Consider the following 20,076-nt stretch of genomic DNA (forward strand, 5'->3'; position numbering starts at 1 on the left):
TTTTTTTGCTAAAAATAGTGTCAATTGACGATTGGACAGGAACGCGATGTGATCAGGCAGGCGGTCTGCGCCTGACGCGTGAAATTTATTTACAAGATAAAAATCATACAGAACTGGGTCAGGGGTTATATGAACGAACAATATTCGGCAATGCGCAGTAATGTCAGTATGCTCGGCAAATTGCTCGGCGATACCATCAAAGAAGCGCTGGGCGAGCATATTCTCGATCGCGTTGAGACCATCCGTAAGCTTTCCAAATCCTCACGCGCCGGCAACGAAGCGCATCGCCAGGAGCTGCTCTCCACCCTGCAGAACCTGTCCAACGACGAGCTGCTGCCGGTGGCGCGCGCCTTCAGCCAGTTCCTCAACCTGACCAACGTCGCCGAGCAGTACCACAGCATTTCGCCCAACGGCGAGGCCGCCAGCAACCCGGAAGCGCTGGCTCAGCTGTTCAGCCGTCTCAAAGACAAAAAGCTCAGCGACAAAGAGTTGCAGCACGCGGTGTCGCAACTCTCCATCGAGCTGGTGCTGACGGCACACCCGACGGAGATCACCCGCCGCACCCTGATCCACAAGCTGGTGGAGGTCAACACCTGCCTCAGCCAGCTCGATCACAACGATCTGGCCGACTACGAGCGCAACAAGATCATGCGCCGCCTGCGCCAGCTGGTGGCCCAGTCGTGGCACACCGATGAAATTCGCAAACATCGCCCCTCCCCGATCGACGAAGCCAAATGGGGCTTCGCGGTGGTGGAAAACAGCCTGTGGGAAGGCGTGCCGGCGTTCCTGCGCGAGTTCAACGAACAGCTGGAAAACTCCATCGATTACAGCCTGCCGGCGGAAGCGGTGCCGGTGCGCTTCACCTCCTGGATGGGCGGCGACCGCGACGGCAACCCGAACGTGACCGCCGAAATTACCCGCCATGTGCTGCTGCTCAGCCGCTGGAAAGCCTGCGACCTGTTCACCCGCGATATTCAGGTGCTGGTCTCCGAGCTGTCGATGACCGAATGCACCCCGGAGCTGCGCGCCCGCGCCGGCGGTGACGAAGTTCAGGAACCGTACCGCGAAATCATGAAGCAGCTGCGCAGCCAGCTGATGAGCTCCCAGGCCTATCTGGAAGGCCGCCTGAAAGGCGAGCGCGTACTGAAACCGCACGACCTGCTGGTGAACAACGAGCAGCTGTGGGAGCCGCTGTATGCCTGCTACCAGTCGCTGCAGGCCTGCGGCATGGGCATCATCGCCAACGGTCAACTGCTGGATACCCTGCGCCGCGTGCGCTGCTTCGGTGTGCCGCTGGTGCGCATCGACGTGCGCCAGGAGAGCACCCGCCATACCGAAGCCATCGCCGAGCTGACCCGTTATCTGGGGCTGGGCGACTATGAAAGCTGGTCGGAAGCCGATAAACAGGCGTTCCTGATCCGCGAACTGAACTCCAAACGCCCGCTGGTGCCGCTGAAATGGCAACCGAGCGCCGATACGCAGGAAGTGCTGGAAACCTGCCGGGTGATCGCCGAAGCGCCGCAGGGCTCGATCGCCGCCTACGTGATTTCGATGGCGCGCACGCCTTCCGACGTGCTGGCGGTGCACCTGCTGCTGAAAGAGGCCGGCTGCCCGTTCGCGCTGCCGGTCGCCCCGCTGTTCGAAACCCTCGACGATCTGAACAACGCCGACGACGTGATGACCCAGTTGCTGAACATCGACTGGTATCGCGGATTTATTCAAGGCAAACAGATGGTAATGATCGGCTACTCCGACTCGGCGAAAGACGCCGGCGTGATGGCCGCCTCCTGGGCGCAGTACCGTGCGCAGGACGCGTTGATCAAAACCTGCGAAAAGGCCGGCGTGGCGCTGACGCTGTTCCACGGCCGAGGCGGCTCCATCGGCCGCGGCGGCGCACCGGCGCATGCGGCGCTGCTGTCGCAGCCGCCGGGCAGCCTGAAGGGCGGCCTGCGCGTCACCGAACAGGGTGAGATGATTCGCTTCAAATTCGGCCTGCCGGAGGTCACCATCAGCAGCCTGGCGCTGTATGCCGGCGCGATCCTCGAGGCCAACCTGCTGCCGCCGCCGGAACCGAAGAAAGAATGGCGGGCGTTGATGGACGACCTGTCCGAGACTTCCTGCCGGATGTATCGCGGCTACGTGCGTGAAAACCCGGACTTCGTGCCTTACTTCCGCGCGGCCACGCCGGAGCTGGAGCTGGGTAAACTGCCGCTGGGTTCACGCCCGGCCAAACGCAAGCCGAACGGCGGCGTGGAGAGCCTGCGCGCCATTCCGTGGATCTTCGCCTGGACGCAGAACCGCCTGATGCTGCCGGCCTGGCTCGGCGCCGGTGCCGGATTGCAGGAAGCGGTGAAAGCCGGTAAGCAGGCGGAACTGGAGGCGATGTGTCGCGACTGGCCGTTCTTCTCCACCCGCATCGCCATGCTGGAAATGGTGTTCGCCAAGGCCGACCTGTGGCTGGCGGAATACTACGATCAGCGCCTGGTGGATAAATCGTTGTGGCCGCTGGGCCAACAGCTGCGCGATCAGCTGGAAAGCGACATCAAGGTGGTGCTGACCATCGCCAACGATGCCCACCTGATGGAAGACCTGCCGTGGATCGCCGAATCCATCGCGCTGCGCAACGTTTATACCGACCCGCTGAACGTCTTGCAGGCCGAGCTGCTGCACCGTTCACGCCAGCAGGATCAGCCGGACGCCCGCGTCGAGCAAGCGCTGATGGTCACCATCGCCGGCGTCGCCGCCGGGATGCGCAACACCGGCTAGTGAGCCTAATCGCGGCCCCGTTTATCGGGGCCGTTTTTTTATGCCTTGTCTTCCCCCACAAAAAAAGGGCGCCGCGGTAAAGCGGCGCCCTTTTTTCAACAGAACAGGCCTGTCAGGCGGCGGCCACCGGGCGCACGCCCAGCGTGTGGCAGATCGCGTAGCTCATCTCTGCACGGTTCAGCGTATAGAAGTGGAAATCTTTCACCCCTTCGCGGCTGAGGATCTTCACCATGTCCATGGCGATGTTGGCGCCGACCATTTTGCGGGTCTCCGCATCGTCGTCCAGCCCTTCGAACATGCTGGTCATCCAGCTTGGCACCCGCACGTTGGTCATGGTGGCGAAACGCTGCAGCTGCTTGAAGTTGGACACCGGCAGAATGCCCGGCACGATTTCCACGTCGATACCGGCGGCGACGCAGCGGTCGCGAAAACGCAGGTAGCTCTCGACGTCAAAGAAGAACTGGGTGATGGCGCGGCTGGCGCCGGCGTCGATCTTGCGCTTCAGGTTGATTAAATCGGCCTGGGCGCTCTTCGCCTCCGGGTGCACTTCCGGGTAGGCGGCGACGGAAATGTCGAAGTCGCCCACGTCTTTCAGCAGCGCCACCAGATCGGTCGCGTACATTTCCGGCTTGCCGCCGCCCGGCGGCAGATCGCCACGCAGCGCCACGATATGGCGGATGCCGCTGTTCCAGTAATCGGTCGCGATGTCGCGCAGCTGCGCCGGGCTGGCGTCGATGCAGGTCAGGTGCGGCGCCGCCTCCAGGCCGGTGCGTTCCTTGATCCCCTTGATGATGCTGTGGGTGCGATCGCGCTCGCCGGAGTTGGCACCGTAGGTGACTGAAACGAATTTGGGTTTGAGAATGCTCAGACGATCGATCGACTGCCACAGGGTCTCCTCCATCTCGCTGGTGCGCGGCGGGAAGAACTCGAATGATACGTTAATCTGGCCGTTCAACTCCGCCAGACTCTGATTCAGCGCTTCCCGCTGGTTTGCGTGGAAAAAACTCATACCCTGCCCACCTCTTATCGATCACTGTTTTTATTTCATCTTGATGAGCGTCTATACGTTTAGACGTCTAGATAGAAAATGCCGCATGTTGGCTAAAGAGTCAACAGGAAAATGAGGGGAATAAGATGATTAATCCTCACCCGCTCAACGAGGAAATTTCATGACGGCGACAGGGATAAGTATGGCAGTAAAAGCAAAGGGGCGCGGTGAACCCGCGCCCGCAGAGGATTAAAGCAGCTGCGCCAACCGGTTAAGGTCTGACTGGATCGCGCCGGCGGTCACGTCGCGGCCGGCGCCCGGCCCGCGGATCACCAGCGGATTATCGCGATACCAGCGGCTTTCGATGGCGAACACATTGTCGCACGGCAGCAGCGAGGCCAGCGGATGCTCAGGACGCACCGCCTCCACGCCGACCCGCGCCTTGCCGTTGGCGTCGAAACGCGCCACGTGACGCAGCACCAGGCCCATTTCGCTGGCGGCCTCAAAGCGCTGCTGCATCTGCTGGTTCAGCGCCTCGCCGTTCTCGAAGAACTGATCGACGGAACCCTGCTCGCAGCCCGCCGGCACCAGCGACTCGACCCGCACCTGGTTCGGTTCGATGTCGTAGCCCGCCTCGCGTGCCAGGATCACCAGCTTGCGCATCACGTCCTGACCGGAGAGATCAACCCGCGGATCCGGTTCGGTCAGCCCCTGCTGCCAGGCCTGATCCACCAGCTCGGTGAAAGGCACCGTGCCGTCATACTGCAAGAACAGCCAGGAAAGCGTGCCGGAGAAGATGCCGCTGATCGCCAAAATGCTGTCGCCGCTGTCGCGCAGATCGCGCACCGTATGGTTGACCGGCAGGCCGGCGCCAACGGTGGCGTTATACAGCCAGTGGCGGCCGGTTTTGGCGAAGGCGTCGCGAATTTGGCGATAGGTATCGCTGCATGAGGCACCCGCCAGCTTGTTGGCGCCGATCACGTGGAAACCGTAGCTGGCGAAATCCAGATACTGCCCGGCCAGCTCTTCGCTGGCGGTCACGTCGAGCACCACCAGATCGTCGAACGGGTGCGCGCGCATCCACAGGAACAGCGACTCTTCGTCGAGCGCCTGCGCCTCGTCCTCAAAGAACGCCAATGCGCGGCTGGCATCCAGCCCGTCGTAGTTCAGCAGGCTGCGGCGGCTGTCCACCACCCCCGCCAGGATAAATTCGAAACCGCTGCGCGCGGAAATATTGGTCTGCTCGCGGGCAAACAGCTCCAGCCAGCGCGACCCGATGTTGCCCTTGCCAAACAGCACCAGACCGATGCGCTTCTCGGCGCGGAACAGGCTTTGGTGCAGCCCCTGAATCAGCAGCGCGGTCGGCCCCTGGCGCAATACCGCCACCAGGCTGATGCCATCTTCCGCCTGCCAAATAAACTCGACCGGCTGATCTTTCAGCTGCTGATAGAAACGGTGGCTGTGCAGCGGGTTCTTGCAAACCCCGGCGCCGACCATCGCCACCAGCGCCAACCCTTCGCGCAGGTGCAGTTCACCCGGCAGCGCCGAGGCCTGCAGGGTCGCCAGCGCGCTGTTGACCACCTCGGAGGTGTAGCACAGCTGCACCCGATTGCGGTCAGGATGAATGCCCACCGCCAGCGGTTTGATCTGCGCGCGCTTGAGCACCAGATCCAACTCTTTCTGCGCCAGTTTGAAGTCGTGCTGAGCGGCGACGTGCAGCTCAATCAGACACACGTCATCGTGGCTGGTGACAATCTTGGCGCCGGTGCCGGACGCCAATACGCGCTCGATGCGCGTCGAGCCCTGCTCCGGCTGGTAGCTGCAGCGCAGCTGAAGATCGATATCGCTGCCGGAGACCGGCTGCAGGGTGCGGGTATGCAGCACCGGCGCCGCCAGGCGCGCCAGCTCGCTGGCTTCGTCCAGGCGCAGCAGCGGCAACAGGCAGGCGTCTTTCACCTTGCGCGGGTCGGCGCTGTATACCCCGGCCACGTCGCTCCAGATGGTGACGCGCGCCGCGCCGGCCAACGCGCCGACCTGAGTGGCAGAGTAATCGCTGCCGTTGCGCCCCAACAGCACGGTTTCTCCGGCGTCGTTACGCGAAATGAAGCCGGTCACCACCAGGCGTTTGCCCGGATGTTGAGCCAACAATTGCTGCAGCAGCGGATAAGAACGGCCTTCATCCACCTGCGGCTGCGCGGCGCGCTCGGCGCGCAGGAAATCACGCGCGTCCAGCCAGGCCGCCTGCATATCCAGGTGGTTGAGCACCGCCGCCATCAGGCGCGCCGACCAGATCTCGCCGTGCCCGACCACTTCGGCATAGCACACCTCGTCGACTTTGCCGTCCAGCAGCACCGCCAGACGTTCCAGATCCTGAATGAACTCGGCGATCAGCGGCTCGGCGCTTTCCGCCGGCAGCAGGCCGCCGATAAGATCGCTGTGATAGCGACGCAACGTCTGCTGCACCTGGTGCGCAGACAGGCGGTCGCTCTGGCTGAGCTTCAGCCAGTTGATCAACTGGTTGGTGGTACTGCCGGCGGCCGATACCACCATCATGTCGCCCGGCTGGCTGTATTCCGCCATAATCCCGGCCACACGCAGATAACACTTCACATCCGCCAGACTGCTGCCGCCAAACTTGTGCAGTTGACGCCCGCTCACCGGCCCTGCTACAGCAATTGCATTCATGCTTACCTCGTTGCCGCCGCCTGGAACGCGCGTTCCAGATCGGCAATCAAATCTTCACTGTCTTCAATACCCACGGAAATGCGCAGCAGGCTCTCGGAGATGCCGGCCGCTGCCCGCGCCTCCGCCGCCATGCCGGCGTGGGTCATGGTCGCTGCATGCGAGATCAGGCTTTCTACGCCGCCCAGCGATTCTGCCAGAGTAAACAGCTCAAGGGCAGAGAGAAAACGGCGCAGCACCGCTTCATCGCCGTCCAGTTCAAAACTCAGCATCGCGCCGAAGCCGCGCTGCTGCCGGCGGGCGATCTCATGCCCCGGATTTTCCGGCAGGGAGGGATGATACAGCTTTTTCACCAGCGGTTGCTGCTGTAAATAGCCGACAATCGCTTCGGCGTTTTGCTGCGCCGCCTTGATGCGTGGCGACAGCGTGCGCATGCCGCGCAGCAGCAGATAGCTGTCGAACGCGCCGCCGGTCACGCCGATATTGTTCGCCCACCAGGCCAATTCGACCGCCAGCTCGGGATCTTTGGCAATCACCGCGCCGGCCACCACGTCCGAATGCCCGTTCAGGTATTTGGTGCAAGAATGGACCACCAGATCGGCACCCAGTTCGATCGGCTGTTGCAGGGCCGGGCTGAGGAAGGTGTTGTCCACCACCGTCAACGCGCCCGCTGCGTGTGCGGCGGCGCAGATCGCCGCGATGTCCACCACCCGCAGCAGCGGATTGCTGGGGCTTTCAATCAGCACCAGCTTCGGCTTTTGCGCCAGCGCCTGCTGCAGGGCGGCTTCATTACCCTGATCGACGAACAGCACGCGATAGGCGCCGCGCTTGCTCAGGCTGTCGAACAACCGATAGCTGCCGCCGTAACAGTCGTGCGGCGCCACCAGCAGATCGCCCGGCTTCAACAGCACGGTGGTCACCAGATGGATCGCCGACATCCCGCTGCCGGTCATCACCGCGCCGGCGCCGCCTTCCAGCTCCGCCAACGCGCGTTGCACCACGTCGCGCGTCGGGTTGCCGCGGCGCGAGTAATCATGGGCTCGGGGTTGGTTGAAGTCGGTAAAGTTATAGGTGCTGGACAAATGAATCGGCGGGACAACGCAGCCATACTGTTCGTCGTCGTTCAGGCCGCTGCGTACGGCAATCGTGGCTGGTTTACGCGTCATGGGCTCGCTCGGCTCTCGGTTCGGTGAATGAGGCCTAAAGAGTAATCGCAGGATTGATAGACGTCAATACATCTGGACATCTAAACTTCTCTGCGTATAGATTGAGCAATGGCACAATACCCGCTAAAATTATGCCGATATGACATGACGATAAGATGTTAAGCCACAATGTCCGGCCAAGGCGGGGCATTCAGTGACCCTGGTCGCGTAAAATTGACATTTATTTAGTGAGAACAGTGAAGATCGGGCATAATTGGCCGGTTTTTAGAATTTTGTAATTTTTCTGACAAAGTTAAGGTGTCCCATGGCTGAGTGGAACGGCGAGTATGTCAGCCCTTACGCTGAACACGGTAAAAAAAGCGAGCAAGTCAAAAAGATCACGGTATCCATTCCGCTGAAGGTCCTGAAAATCCTCACCGACGAACGGACCCGTCGCCAGGTGAACAACCTGCGCCACGCCACCAACAGCGAACTGCTGTGCGAAGCGTTTCTGCATGCCTTTACCGGCCAGCCGCTGCCGAACGATGAAGACCTGCGCAAAGAGCGCAGCGATGAAATCCCGGAAGCCGCAAAAGTGTTGATGCGCGAACTGGGTGTCGATCCCGATACCTGGGAATATTGAGAACCGCCCGGCGAACGCCGGCGGCAGAAACGAAAAAAGGCGCCAAAGGCGCCTTTTTCATCGGACGATAAGAAATCTTATTTCTTAGCGCCTGGTACGCTGAAACGCTTGTTGAAGCGGTCAACGCGGCCACCGGTAGCAACGTCACGCTGCTTGCCAGTGTAGAACGGGTGGCATGCGCCACAAACGTCCAGGTTCAGATCGTGGCCCACGGTGGAGCGGATCTTCATCACGTTACCGCAAGAGCAGTTAGCAGTAACTTCTTCGTATTTTGGGTGGATACCTTGTTTCATGGGAAACCTCAGTTAAGGCCGTGTCGCTATCCAGCCCTGTTTCGCCAGACACCACACGTGGTTGATAATAGAATTTTGGTATCGAATTATACCAAAGGCGGCAAATTATACAGCATTAGTCGGGGCGCGCAATCGGAACCGTACATTTGCCGATGCGCCGTGTAAACTGATGCCCACTTTTTTCAATTTGGATGAGATCATGCCCGTCGTACACGTTGCCTTGCCGGTTCCCCTCGCCCGCACCTTCGACTATCTGCTGCCGCCCGGCATGCAGCCGGTGGCCGGCGCGCGCGTGGGCGTCCCTTGGGGCAGGCAGCATGCGATCGGCATCGTCACCGGCTGCAGCGACACCAGCGAACTGCCGCTGGACAAGCTCAAACCGATCGACAGCGTGATCGACGCCGAGTCTCTGTTCTCCCCCAGCCTGTGGCGCATCCTGCGCTGGGCCAGCGATTACTATCACTACCCCATAGGCGAAGTGCTGTTTCACGCGCTGCCGATCCTGCTGCGGCAAGGCAAACCGGCCGAAGCCGCGCCGCTGTGGCAATGGTTCGCCACCGAAGAGGGGCGCGCCACCCCGCCCGAAAGCCTGAAACGCGCGCCGAAACAGCAGCAGGCGCTGGCGGCGCTGCTGCAACGCCCGGTCTACCGCCATCAGGTCAGCCAGCTGGAACTGACGGAAAGCGCCCTGCAGGCGCTGCGTGCCAAAGGGCTGATCGATCTGCGCGCTCAGGTCGCGGATACGCACGACTGGCGCCCCAATTTCGCGGTGCTCGGCGAGCGGCTGCGGCTGAACACTGAACAGGCTACCGCCGTCGGGGCGATCAGAAGCGAGGATGAGCAGTTCGCCGCCTGGCTGCTGGCCGGGGTGACCGGCTCCGGCAAAACCGAGGTCTACCTCAGCGTGCTGGAGAACGTGCTGGCCAAAGGCCGGCAGGCGCTGGTGCTGGTGCCGGAAATCGGCCTGACGCCGCAAACCATCGCCCGCTTTCGCGAGCGCTTCAACGCGCCGGTAGACGTGCTGCACTCCGGGCTGAACGACAGCGAGCGGCTGGCGGTTTGGCTGCGCGCGCGCAGCGGCGAAGCCGCCATCGTCATCGGCACCCGTTCGGCGCTGTTCACGCCGTTCCGTCAGTTGGGCGTGATCATCATCGACGAAGAGCACGACAGCTCCTATAAACAGCAGGAAGGCTGGCGCTATCACGCCCGCGATCTGGCGGTGTTCCGCGCCCGGGAAGAGGACATCCCGATGGTGATGGGCTCCGCGACCCCGGCATTGGAAACGCTGCACAACGTGCAACTGGGCAAATATCGCCAGTTGAAGCTCACCCAGCGCGCGGGCAACGCCAAACCGGCGGCGCAGCACCTGATCGATCTGAAGGGGCTGCCGCTGAAAGTCGGCCTGTCGCAACCGCTGCTGAAGAGCATGCAGCACCATTTAAAGGCCGGCAATCAGGTGATGTTGTTCCTCAACCGCCGCGGTTACGCCCCGGCGCTGCTGTGCCACGAATGCGGCTGGATCGCCGAGTGCCAACGCTGCGATCACTACTACACCTTCCACCAGCACCAGCGTCAGCTGCGTTGCCACCACTGCGACAGCCAGCGGCCGGTGCCGCACCAGTGCCCACAGTGCGGCTCTACCCACCTGGTGTCGGTCGGCGTCGGCACCGAACAGCTGGAGCAGGAGCTGGCGCCGCTGTTCCCCGATACGCCGATCACCCGCATCGATCGCGACACCACCAGCCGCAAGGGAGCGCTGGAGCAGCACCTGGCGGATATCCATCGCGGCGAAGCGCGCATTCTGATCGGCACGCAAATGCTGGCCAAGGGCCACCATTTTCCCGACGTCACCCTGGTGGCGTTGCTGGACGTGGACGGTGCGCTGTTCTCCGCCGACTTCCGCTCCGCCGAGCGTTTCGCCCAGCTGTATACCCAGGTCTCCGGGCGGGCCGGCCGCGCAGGCAAACAGGGGGAAGTGCTGCTGCAAACCCACCATCCGGAGCATCCGCTGCTGCAGGTGCTGCTGCAACAGGGTTACGACGCCTTCGCCAAACAGACGCTGGCGGAGCGCAACAGCGTGTTTCTGCCGCCTTACACCAGCCACATCATCGTGCGCGCCGAAGATCACGATAACCAGCAGGCTCCGCTATTCCTGCAGCAACTGCGCAACCTGCTGGAAGCCAGCCCGCTGAAGGACGATTCGCTGTGGGTAATGGGGCCGGTGCCGGCGCTGCAGTCCAAACGCGGCGGCCGTTTCCGCTGGCAGCTGCTGCTGCAGCACCCGACGCGGCGCGTCCTGCAACAGCTGATGAAAAGCTCGCTGCCGCTGATCGGCACCCTGCCGCAAACGCGCAAGGTGAAATGGACGCTGGATGTCGATCCGATCGACAGCTGATCCCGGAAAAGTCCGATTTAGCTGCCGCAGTGCAAACGTTTACCCTTGAAATTGCGAGCGAACGCTAAAAAACCTTCTCAGGTCACATTTTTTATGCAAATTAGGTAACAAAGGCGGGACATATTCTGTTTAGAATGTCTGCGAGGGCAAATTTTGTCGCCACATCGCAGCGCGACGGAGTGCCCGAACGCGAGTGGCGCTCAATGACAACAATCTCGCCACCGCATGCCGGACATTGTGAGCAAACAGCAGTAGTGGCGTCGGCATGGGGCTGACGCAAGGAGAAAGGCGTTGGAACACAAGAAAGAGTTATCCATGGCGACCATGAAAGACGTCGCCGAAATGGCGGGCGTTTCAACGGCTACCGTATCGCGTGCGCTGATGAACCCGGAAAAGGTGTCAACGCCGACGCGCCAAAAGGTGGAACAGGCCGTGCTGGCCGTGGGTTATTCTCCTCATGCTCTGTCACGCAATATCAAGCGCAACGAATCCCGCACCATCCTGGTGATCGTGCCCGACATCTGCGATCCGTTTTTCGCCGATGTGATCCAGGGGATCGAACAGACCGCTGCCCAGCAAGGCTATCTGGTGCTGATCGGCGACTGCGCCCAGCAAAATCAGCAAGAGCGTACCTTCGTCAATCTGATCATCACCAAACAGATCGACGGCATGTTGCTGCTGGGCTCCAACCTGCCGTTCGACGCCAGCAAGGAAGAACAGCGCAACCTGCCGCCGATGGTGATGGCCAACGAATTCGCCCCCGAGCTGGAACTGCCGACGGTGCATATCGACAACCTGACCGCCGCCTTTGAAGCCGTGCATTATTTGCATCAATTGGGCCACCGGCAGATCGCCTGTATCGCCGGGCCGGAACAGATGCCGCTGAGCCATTATCGGCTGCAGGGTTACGTTCAAGCGCTACGTCGTAATGGCATTACCGTCGAAAGCAGCTATATTACCCGGGGTGATTTTACCTACGAAGCCGGCGCGCAAGCGCTGACGGCGCTGATGGCTCAGCCGAAACCGCCGACGGCGGTGTTCTGCCACAGCGACGTCATGGCGATCGGCGTGCTGTCCCAGGCGAAGAAAATGGGGCTGCGGGTACCGCAGGATCTGTCGATCGTCGGCTTTGACGACCTCAAGCTGGCGCAGTATTGCGATCCGCCGCTGACCACGGTGGCGCAGCCGCGCTTCCAGATCGGCCAGCAGGCGATGTTGTTGCTGTTGGAGCAGTTGAACGGCCAGACGGTGGCCAGCGGCTCCCGGCTATTGGACAGTGAATTGATTATCAGAGGCAGCACCGCTGCCCCGAAACGCTAGTCAAATATTTTAGGGTTCAGTAACATGACGGACTTATCCTTTCATCAGGACACAGCGGAATAATAGTGGCACAAAAAGACTATGTAAGCCGTGGGCGCGCAGCAGGAGCTAAGCGTAAAACCCCCAGCCGTAAAAAACGCAGTTCTCCGAAGGTTTCCAAAACCGTGCTGGCGTTAGCCGCCGCGTTGCTGGTTGTCTTTGTCGGTGGCCTCTATTTCATTACGCACAACAAGCCGGAAGACGCGCCGTTGTTGCCTGCGCACACCACGCGCCCCGGCAACGGCCTGCCGCCGAAGCCGGAAGAGCGCTGGCGCTACATCAAAGAGCTGGAAAATCGGCAGATCGGCGTGCAAACCCCGACCGAACCGACGGCCGGCGGCGAGCTCAACTCCAAAACTCAGTTGACCGCCGAACAGCGGCAGCTGCTGGAGCAGATGCAGGCCGACATGCAGCAGCGCCCGACGCAGCTGAACGAAGTGCCGTATAACGATCCGGGCCAGGCCAACGCGCGCAGCAACCGCCAGCAGCAGCAGATGCAACAACAGCAAATGCAGCAGCAACCTGTGCAGCAACAGCAGCAGGTCAGCCAGCCGCCGCGCAACCCGTTCAACAACGGGGCCACCACCGCGCCGGTGCAGCAGCACCCGCAGCCAAAACCGACTACCCAACAACCGGTGCAGGTGAAACAGCCTGAGCCGAAGCCGCAACCGAAGCCGGAGCCGAAACCGGAAGTGAAACAGGAAACGGCCAAGCAGGAAACCAAACCGGAGTCGAAGCAGAAGTGGATGGTGCAATGCGGTTCGTTCCGCGCCACCGATCAGGCTGAATCCGTGCGCGCGCGCCTGGCGTTCGAAGGCATCGAGAGCCGCATCACCGCCGGCGGCGGTTGGAATCGCGTCGTGCTCGGCCCTTACAGCAGCCGCGCCGCCGCGGACAAAACCCTTTCGCGCCTGAAGGGCGTCGGCATGTCGAGTTGCATTCCCCTCTCCGTTGGGGGTTGAAAAGCGTCAATCCCCCCCCATCTATACTCTCAATATGCCTCGTAGCGTCTGCGAAAGCAGGCGCTGCGGGGACTTCTTTCCGTCTTTAACGAGGGTCTGCTCGTGACAACAATTGTAAGCGTACGCCGCAACGGCCAGGTCGTCATCGGTGGTGATGGCCAGGCAACCCTGGGTAATACGGTGATGAAGGGTAACGTCAAGAAAGTGCGTCGCCTGTATAACGACAAAGTGATCGCCGGTTTCGCTGGTGGCACCGCTGACGCCTTCACGCTGTTTGAACTGTTTGAACGCAAACTGGAAATGCATCAGGGCCACCTGGTGAAAGCCGCCGTCGAGCTGGCGAAAGACTGGCGCACCGATCGCATGCTGCGCAAGCTCGAAGCGCTGCTGGCGGTCGCCGATGAAAGCGCTTCGCTGATCATCACCGGCAACGGCGATGTGGTGCAGCCGGAAAACGATCTGATCGCCATCGGCTCCGGCGGCCCGTACGCCCAGGCCGCAGCCCGCGCCATGTTGGAAAATACCGAGCTGAGCGCCCGCGACATCGTTGAGAAATCCCTCAACATCGCCGGCGACATCTGTATTTACACCAACCATTTCCACACCATTGAAGAATTGCCTTCCAAAGCGTAAGGATCGAATACCATGTCTGAAATGACCCCGCGCGAGATCGTCAGCGAACTGGACAGCTATATCATTGGCCAAAACAAGGCCAAACGCGCTGTCGCCATTGCCCTGCGCAACCGCTGGCGCCGGATGCAGCTCAACGAGATGCTGCGCCACGAAGTGACCCCGAAAAACATTCTGATGATCGGCCCGACCGGTGTCGGTAAAACCGAAATCGCCCGTCGTCTGGCGAAGCTGGCCAACGCGCCGTTCATCAAGGTTGAAGCCACCAAGTTCACCGAAGTGGGCTATGTGGGCAAAGAAGTGGATTCCATCATCCGCGATCTGACCGATGCCGCCATCAAAATGGTGCGCATGCAGTCGATCGAGAAAAACCGCACCCGTGCCGAAGAGTTGGCCGAAGAGCGCATTCTCGACGTGCTGATCCCGCCGGCCAAGAACAACTGGGGCCAGCCGGAAGAGCATCAGGAGCCGTCCGCCGCCCGCCAGGCATTCCGCAAGAAACTGCGCGAAGGCCAGTTGGACGACAAAGAGATCGAAATCGATCTGGCCGCCGCGCCGATGGGCGTGGAAATCATGGCGCCTCCGGGCATGGAAGAGATGACCAACCAGCTGCAGTCGATGTTCCAGAACCTCGGCGGCCAGAAGCAAAAGCCGCGCAAGGTGAAGATCAAAGAAGCCTTCAAGCTGCTGGTGGAAGAAGAAGCCGCCAAGCTGGTGAACCCGGAAGAGCTGAAAGAGCAGGCGATCGAAGCGGTTGAACAGCACGGCATCGTGTTTATCGACGAGATCGACAAAATCTGTAAGCGCGGCGGCCAGAGCTCCGGTCCGGACGTCTCGCGCGAAGGCGTGCAGCGCGATCTGCTGCCGCTGGTGGAAGGCTGCACCGTGTCGACCAAGCACGGTATGGTGAAGACCGACCACATCCTGTTCATCGCTTCCGGCGCATTCCAGACCGCCAATCCGTCGGATCTGATCCCGGAACTGCAGGGCCGTCTGCCGATCCGCGTTGAGCTGCAGGCGCTGACTACCGAAGACTTCGAGCGCATCCTGACCGAACCGAGCGCGTCGCTGACCGAGCAGTACAAAGCGCTGATGGGCACCGAAGGCGTCAACATCGAGTTCACCGCCGACGGCATCCGCCGCATCGCCGAAGCCGCGTGGCAGGTCAACGAAAGCACCGAGAACATCGGCGCGCGTCGTCTGCACACCGTGCTGGAGCGTCTGATGGAAGATATTTCCTACGATGCGAGTGAAATTAATGGCCAATCCATTACAATTGATGCGGATTACGTGCGCAGTCATCTGGATGAACTGGTGGCGGATGAAGATTTGAGTCGTTTTATCCTATAATCGCTCAATCATTGTCTTGTCAGTCATCTGTGTGGGAGGCATTGCCTCCCACAATTATTTGTAACGGACACAGAAGCGAAACATGAGCTCATCAACCTCCACCACCCCGATCTCCGCCTGGCTGGAAAGTCTACGCCCCCGCACCCTGCCGTTGGCTTTTGCCTCCATCGTGGTCGGCTCGGCCATCGCCGCCTGGCACGGCAGCCTGAAACCTGAAGTGGCGCTGCTGGCGCTGTTGACCGCCGGCCTGCTGCAGATCCTCTCCAACCTGGCGAACGACTACGGCGATGCGGTCAAAGGCAGCGACAAAGAAGATCGCATCGGGCCCTTGCGCGGCATGCAAAAAGGCATGATCACCCAGGCACAGATGAAACGGGCGCTGGTGGTGACGGTGGTGCTGATCGCCCTCGCCGGCTGTTCGCTGATCGCCGTCGCCTGCGAGCAACCCAGCGACGTAGTGGGCTTCCTGGTGCTGGGCGGGCTGTCTATCGTGGCGGCCATCACCTATACCGTCGGCAACAAGCCCTACGGGTATTTGGGGCTGGGCGACATCTCGGTGCTGGTGTTCTTCGGCTGGCTGAGCGTAGCCGGCACCTACTATCTGCAAACGCACACCTTCGACAGCGTCGTGATGCTGCCGGCCACCGCCTGCGGTCTGCTGGCGACGGCGGTGCTCAACATCAACAATCTGCGCGATATCGAGAGCGATCGCGAAAACGGCAAGAACACGCTGGCGGTGCGTCTCGGCCCGCACAAGGCGCGCATTTACCATGCCCTGCTGCTCGGCGGCGCGGTGCTGTGTTTCGCGCTGTTTACGCTGTTCAATCTCCACAGCCCGTGGGGCTGGCTGTTCGTGCTGGCGATCCCGCTGTTGGTGCGTCACGGCCTGCGCGTACTGCGCGATCCGACGCCGGTCGGCATGCGGCCGATGCTGGAGCACATGGTCAAGGCGGCGTTGCTGGCCAACCTGCTGTTCGCCATCGGCGTGGCGCTCAGTTAAAAACTGATGATTTTGCCAACAGGGCGAATAAAGGGATATACTGAACATTCCAGCGGCAAACAGACGTAAAATCCTATGAAATACGATACTTCCGAACTTTGCGACATCTATCATGAAGAGGTGAACGTTGTTGAACCTCTGTTCTCCAATTTTGGCGGGCGTACTTCATTTGGCGGGCAGATCACCACGGTGAAATGCTTTGAGGATAACGGCCTGTTGTTCGATCTGCTTGAAGAAAACGGCCGCGGCCGCGTGCTGTTGGTCGACGGCGGCGGGTCGGTACGCCGGGCGCTGATCAACGCCGAACTGGCACGCCTGGCCGCCCAGAACGAATGGGAAGGCATCGTGGTGTACGGCGCGGTGCGTCAGGTGGACGATCTGGAAGAGCTCGACATCGGCATTCAGGCGATGGCGGCGATCCCGGTGGGTGCCGTGAGCGAAGGCGTGGGCGAAAGCGATATCCGCGTCAACTTCGGTGGCGTCACCTTCTTCTCCGGCGATCACCTGTATGCCGACAACACCGGCATCATCCTCTCCGAAGACCCGCTCGACATCGAGTGATTTTCGGTTATGAAAAAGGGCGCCTGAGGCGCCCTTTTCGTTGCTGCATGGCGTGAGGAATCAGACCTCTTCCATTTTGCCCAGCAGAGCGCGCAGGCGATCTTGCCATACGTGCTGTTCTTCTTTCAGCTGTTGGTTTTCGCGCACCAGCGCTTCGTGGTTGCCGGAGGCAGCCTGAACTTCCTGCGACAGAGAATTGTTTTTGTCTTTCAGCTCTTCAATTTCCATCTGCAACAAGGTGATGGTATCAATCGCCTGCTGTACTTTTGCTTCCAGTTTCTCAAATACTTCAAATGACATGCTTCAGTCCCCTCATGATAGCAAGGCGTACATCTATAAGTAGCGGCCGCAACATCGGCTGCAGCTACTGCGAATATTGCATCGCGCTCAGTGACGCGCGCCGTTACGGAAGGCGCGCCAGTCTCGATTCGTTAAAAACGATTGTAAGTAGCCAGTCTCCGCCTGTCTAGCAACATACCGGATCATCGCGCAGTCTGTTGCAATTTTCCTGCCCCCGCCATCAGCAAAAACTGAAAATCCCCGCCGCCGCCACCGCGAGTTGTTAACAACCCTCGCCAAATCACTGGTCAGATCACACTTTTATGGCTCAGAAAGAACACTAAACGACGCGAAATCGCTCAATTTTATGACGCGCCACACACATTTTGATTTCGCTATTTCTCGTTTATGTTCGTTAACGATAAATTTACATCACGTCCTTATTCAATAATTGGACGAGATGAAAAAAACTGTGCCCATAGGCCGGATGTATACCCAACTGAGCCTATAAACCAACAACCGCCGTTTTGCAGGACAACAACATTATGAGCCAAACCACCAGTCCGACATTAAAAGGCCAGTGCATCGCCGAGTTCCTCGGCACGGCGCTGCTGATCTTCTTTGGCGTAGGCTGCGTTGCCGCGCTGAAACTGGCGGGCGCCAGCTTCGGCCAGTGGGAAATCAGCATCATTTGGGGCCTGGGCGTCGCCATGGCCATCTATCTGACCGCCGCCATTTCCGGCGCGCATCTCAACCCCGCGGTCACCCTCGCCCTGTGGCTGTTCGCCTGCTTCGACGGGCGCAAAGTGGTGCCTTACATCATTGCGCAGGTCGCCGGTGCCTTCTGCGCCGCCGCCCTGGTCTATGGGCTGTACTACAACCTGTTCTTCGACTTCGAAGCGGCTCACCACATGGTGCGCGGCAGCAACGAAAGCCTCGAACTGGCCAGCATCTTCTCGACTTACCCTAACGCGCACATCTCCGTCGGCCAGGCCTTCCTGGTAGAAATGGTGATCGCCGCCATTCTGATGTGCCTGATCCTGGCGCTGACCGACGACGGCAACGGCATTCCGCGCGGCCCGCTGGCGCCGCTGCTGATCGGTATTCTGATTGCCGTGATCGGCGCCTCCATGGGACCATTGACCGGCTTTGCGTTGAACCCGGCGCGCGACTTCGGGCCGAAACTGTTCGCCTACCTGGCCGGCTGGGGCAAAGTCGCCTTCACCGGCGCACGCGACATCCCGTACTTCCTGGTGCCGATCTTCGCCCCTATCGTCGGCTGTGGCCTGGGCGCTTTCGGTTACCGCGCGCTGATTGGCCGCCACCTGCCGTGCGACGTCTGCGTGACGGAAGAAGAGCCTGATGCCAAGACCCAGCAGCGCAAAGCGTGATGGGTGCAGTTTTAAACGGTTAACAACAGCAGGATAATTACCATGACTGTAGAAAAAAAATACATTGTCGCACTCGACCAAGGGACCACCAGTTCACGCGCCGTCGTGCTCGATCACGACGCCAACATCGTTGCGGTATCGCAGCGCGAATTCCCGCAGATCTATCCAAAGGCCGGCTGGGTTGAGCACGACCCGATGGAGATCTGGGCGTCGCAAAGCTCGACGCTGGTAGAAGTGCTGGCGAAAGCCGACATCAGTTCCGATCAGATCGCCGGCATCGGCATCACCAACCAGCGCGAAACCACCATCGTCTGGGAAAAAGAGACCGGCAAGCCGATTTACAACGCCATCGTCTGGCAGTGCCGCCGCACCGCCGACATCTGCGAGAAGCTCAAGCGCGACGGTCTGGAAGAGTACATCCGTCACAACACCGGCCTGGTGGTTGACCCGTACTTCTCCGGCACCAAGGTGAAGTGGATCCTGGACAACGTCGAAGGCGCCCGCGAGCGCGCCAAGCGCGGCGAACTGCTGTTCGGTACCGTCGATACCTGGCTGGTGTGGAAAATGACCCAGGGGCGTGTACACGTCACCGATTACACCAACGCCTCACGCACCATGATGTTCAACATCCACGAGCTGGACTGGGATGAGCGCATGCTGGAAGTGCTGGATATCCCGCGCGCCATGCTGCCGAAAGTCCGTCCTTCCTCCGAGGTATACGGCCAGACCAACATCGGCGGTAAGGGCGGCACGCGTATTCCTATCGCCGGTATCGCCGGAGACCAGCAGGCGGCGCTGTACGGCCAGCTGTGCGTTCAACCGGGCATGGCGAAGAATACCTACGGCACCGGCTGCTTCCTGCTGATGAACACCGGCAAAGAAGCGGTGCGCTCGAAAAACGGCCTGCTGACCACCATCGCCTGCGGCCCGCGCGGCGAAGTGAACTATGCGCTGGAAGGCGCGGTGTTCATCGGCGGTGCGTCTATCCAGTGGCTGCGCGACGAGCTGAAATTGATCAGCGACGCCGCCGACTCCGAATACTTCGCCACCAAGGTGAAAGACAGCAACGGCGTCTATGTGGTGCCGGCCTTCACCGGCCTTGGCGCCCCTTACTGGGATCCGTATGCTCGCGGCGCCATCTTCGGCCTGACCCGTGGCGCCAACAGCAACCACATCATCCGCGCCACGCTGGAATCCATCGCCTTCCAGACCCGTGACGTGCTGGACGCCATGCAGGCCGACGCCGACACCCGCCTGCAATCGCTGCGCGTGGACGGCGGCGCGGTCGCCAACAACTTCCTGATGCAGTTCCAGTCCGATATCCTCGGCACCCGCGTGGAACGCCCTGAAGTGCGTGAATCGACGGCGCTGGGCGCCGCGTTCCTGGCGGGCCTGGCCATCGGCTACTGGAACGATCTGGATGAAGTGAAGAGCAAAGCGGTGATTGAGCGTGAATTCCGCCCAAGCATCGAAACCACCGAACGTAACTACCGCTACAGCGGCTGGAAAAAAGCGGTGGCTCGCGCTCAGGCGTGGGAAGATCACGACTAAACCCAGCCTTGTCGTTCCCCCCAAATTGCGCTGCCTGCGGGCGGCGCTTTTTTTTGCCCCGCCCCGCCACCGCTGCGCTGT

Annotated in this window: 16 protein-coding genes; 11 read left to right on the forward strand and 5 right to left on the reverse strand. The window is 60.7% G+C overall.

Features of this window, described 5'->3' with window-relative positions; translation table 11 throughout:
• Positions 1-129: 129 nt before the first annotated feature.
• Positions 130-2,766, forward strand: a complete 2,637-nt coding sequence (gene ppc, locus C9411_RS23370) for a phosphoenolpyruvate carboxylase (protein ID WP_107228025.1) — start codon at positions 130-132, stop codon at positions 2,764-2,766.
• 112 nt (positions 2,767-2,878) lie between these two features.
• Here ppc and metF read toward each other — a convergent pair whose 3' ends face one another.
• The 3 genes from metF to metB form a co-directional block, all read right to left on the reverse strand.
• Positions 2,879-3,775, reverse strand: a complete 897-nt coding sequence (metF, locus tag C9411_RS23375; RefSeq protein ID WP_033645217.1) for a methylenetetrahydrofolate reductase — start codon at positions 3,773-3,775, stop codon at positions 2,879-2,881.
• A 228-nt stretch (positions 3,776-4,003) separates the two neighbouring features.
• Entirely contained in the window at positions 4,004-6,439 is a 2,436-nt protein-coding gene (locus tag C9411_RS23380; protein WP_107228026.1) for a bifunctional aspartate kinase/homoserine dehydrogenase II, read from the reverse strand.
• A 2-nt stretch (positions 6,440-6,441) separates the two neighbouring features.
• On the reverse strand, positions 6,442-7,602 hold the full coding sequence (gene metB, locus C9411_RS23385) for a cystathionine gamma-synthase (RefSeq protein WP_025304659.1): 1,161 nt from the start codon (positions 7,600-7,602) through the stop codon (positions 6,442-6,444).
• A 304-nt stretch (positions 7,603-7,906) separates the two neighbouring features.
• Here metB and metJ point away from each other — a divergent pair, with 304 nt between their 5' ends.
• Complete coding sequence (gene metJ, locus C9411_RS23390; RefSeq protein WP_006317756.1) at positions 7,907-8,224, forward strand: met regulon transcriptional regulator MetJ; 318 nt, start codon at positions 7,907-7,909, stop codon at positions 8,222-8,224.
• 77 nt (positions 8,225-8,301) lie between these two features.
• On the opposite strand, the gene rpmE is transcribed toward metJ, so the two are convergent.
• Complete coding sequence (rpmE, locus tag C9411_RS23395) at positions 8,302-8,517, reverse strand: 50S ribosomal protein L31 (protein ID WP_004931078.1); 216 nt, start codon at positions 8,515-8,517, stop codon at positions 8,302-8,304.
• 199 nt (positions 8,518-8,716) lie between these two features.
• Here rpmE and priA point away from each other — a divergent pair, with 199 nt between their 5' ends.
• The 7 genes from priA (at position 8,717) to rraA (ending at position 16,774) form a co-directional block, all read left to right on the forward strand.
• Entirely contained in the window at positions 8,717-10,912 is a 2,196-nt protein-coding gene (gene priA / locus C9411_RS23400; RefSeq protein ID WP_033654545.1) for a primosomal protein N', read from the forward strand.
• Positions 10,913-11,203: 291 nt separating this feature from the next.
• A complete protein-coding gene (gene cytR, locus C9411_RS23405; protein WP_063991329.1) occupies positions 11,204-12,232 on the forward strand; it encodes a DNA-binding transcriptional regulator CytR in 1,029 nt (342 codons plus the stop codon).
• A gap of 65 nt (positions 12,233-12,297) precedes the next feature.
• Entirely contained in the window at positions 12,298-13,233 is a 936-nt protein-coding gene (ftsN, locus tag C9411_RS23410) for a cell division protein FtsN (protein WP_107228027.1), read from the forward strand.
• A 102-nt stretch (positions 13,234-13,335) separates the two neighbouring features.
• Complete coding sequence (gene hslV / locus C9411_RS23415) at positions 13,336-13,866, forward strand: ATP-dependent protease subunit HslV (protein ID WP_107228028.1); 531 nt, start codon at positions 13,336-13,338, stop codon at positions 13,864-13,866.
• Positions 13,867-13,878: 12 nt separating this feature from the next.
• A complete protein-coding gene (gene hslU / locus C9411_RS23420; RefSeq protein ID WP_025304663.1) occupies positions 13,879-15,213 on the forward strand; it encodes an HslU--HslV peptidase ATPase subunit in 1,335 nt (444 codons plus the stop codon).
• Positions 15,214-15,295: 82 nt separating this feature from the next.
• Positions 15,296-16,213, forward strand: a complete 918-nt coding sequence (locus tag C9411_RS23425; RefSeq protein WP_015379416.1) for a 1,4-dihydroxy-2-naphthoate polyprenyltransferase — start codon at positions 15,296-15,298, stop codon at positions 16,211-16,213.
• 75 nt (positions 16,214-16,288) lie between these two features.
• Positions 16,289-16,774 carry a ribonuclease E activity regulator RraA gene (gene rraA, locus C9411_RS23430; RefSeq protein ID WP_038872664.1) on the forward strand — a complete coding sequence of 162 codons (486 nt, stop codon included), beginning with the start codon at positions 16,289-16,291 and terminating at the stop codon, positions 16,772-16,774.
• Positions 16,775-16,834: 60 nt separating this feature from the next.
• Here rraA and zapB read toward each other — a convergent pair whose 3' ends face one another.
• Positions 16,835-17,074 (reverse strand): septal ring assembly protein ZapB, encoded by a 240-nt coding sequence (gene zapB / locus C9411_RS23435; protein ID WP_004931092.1) that lies wholly within the window; start codon positions 17,072-17,074, stop codon positions 16,835-16,837.
• A 524-nt stretch (positions 17,075-17,598) separates the two neighbouring features.
• Between zapB and C9411_RS23440 the strand changes: the two genes are divergently transcribed.
• Both C9411_RS23440 and glpK read left to right on the forward strand, forming a co-directional pair.
• Positions 17,599-18,444: an MIP/aquaporin family protein gene (locus C9411_RS23440; protein WP_039569603.1), complete on the forward strand. Its 846-nt coding sequence runs from the start codon at positions 17,599-17,601 to the stop codon at positions 18,442-18,444.
• Positions 18,445-18,486: 42 nt separating this feature from the next.
• The gene (glpK, locus tag C9411_RS23445; protein ID WP_063991327.1) at positions 18,487-19,995 is read left to right on the forward strand and encodes a glycerol kinase GlpK; all 1,509 of its coding nucleotides are present in this window, start codon (positions 18,487-18,489) and stop codon (positions 19,993-19,995) included.
• The last annotated feature ends 81 nt before the right edge of the window (positions 19,996-20,076 follow it).

Origin of the sequence: Serratia sp. Nf2, assembly GCF_003028435.1 — a bacterium.
Classification (GTDB): domain Bacteria; phylum Pseudomonadota; class Gammaproteobacteria; order Enterobacterales; family Enterobacteriaceae; genus Serratia; species Serratia marcescens_L.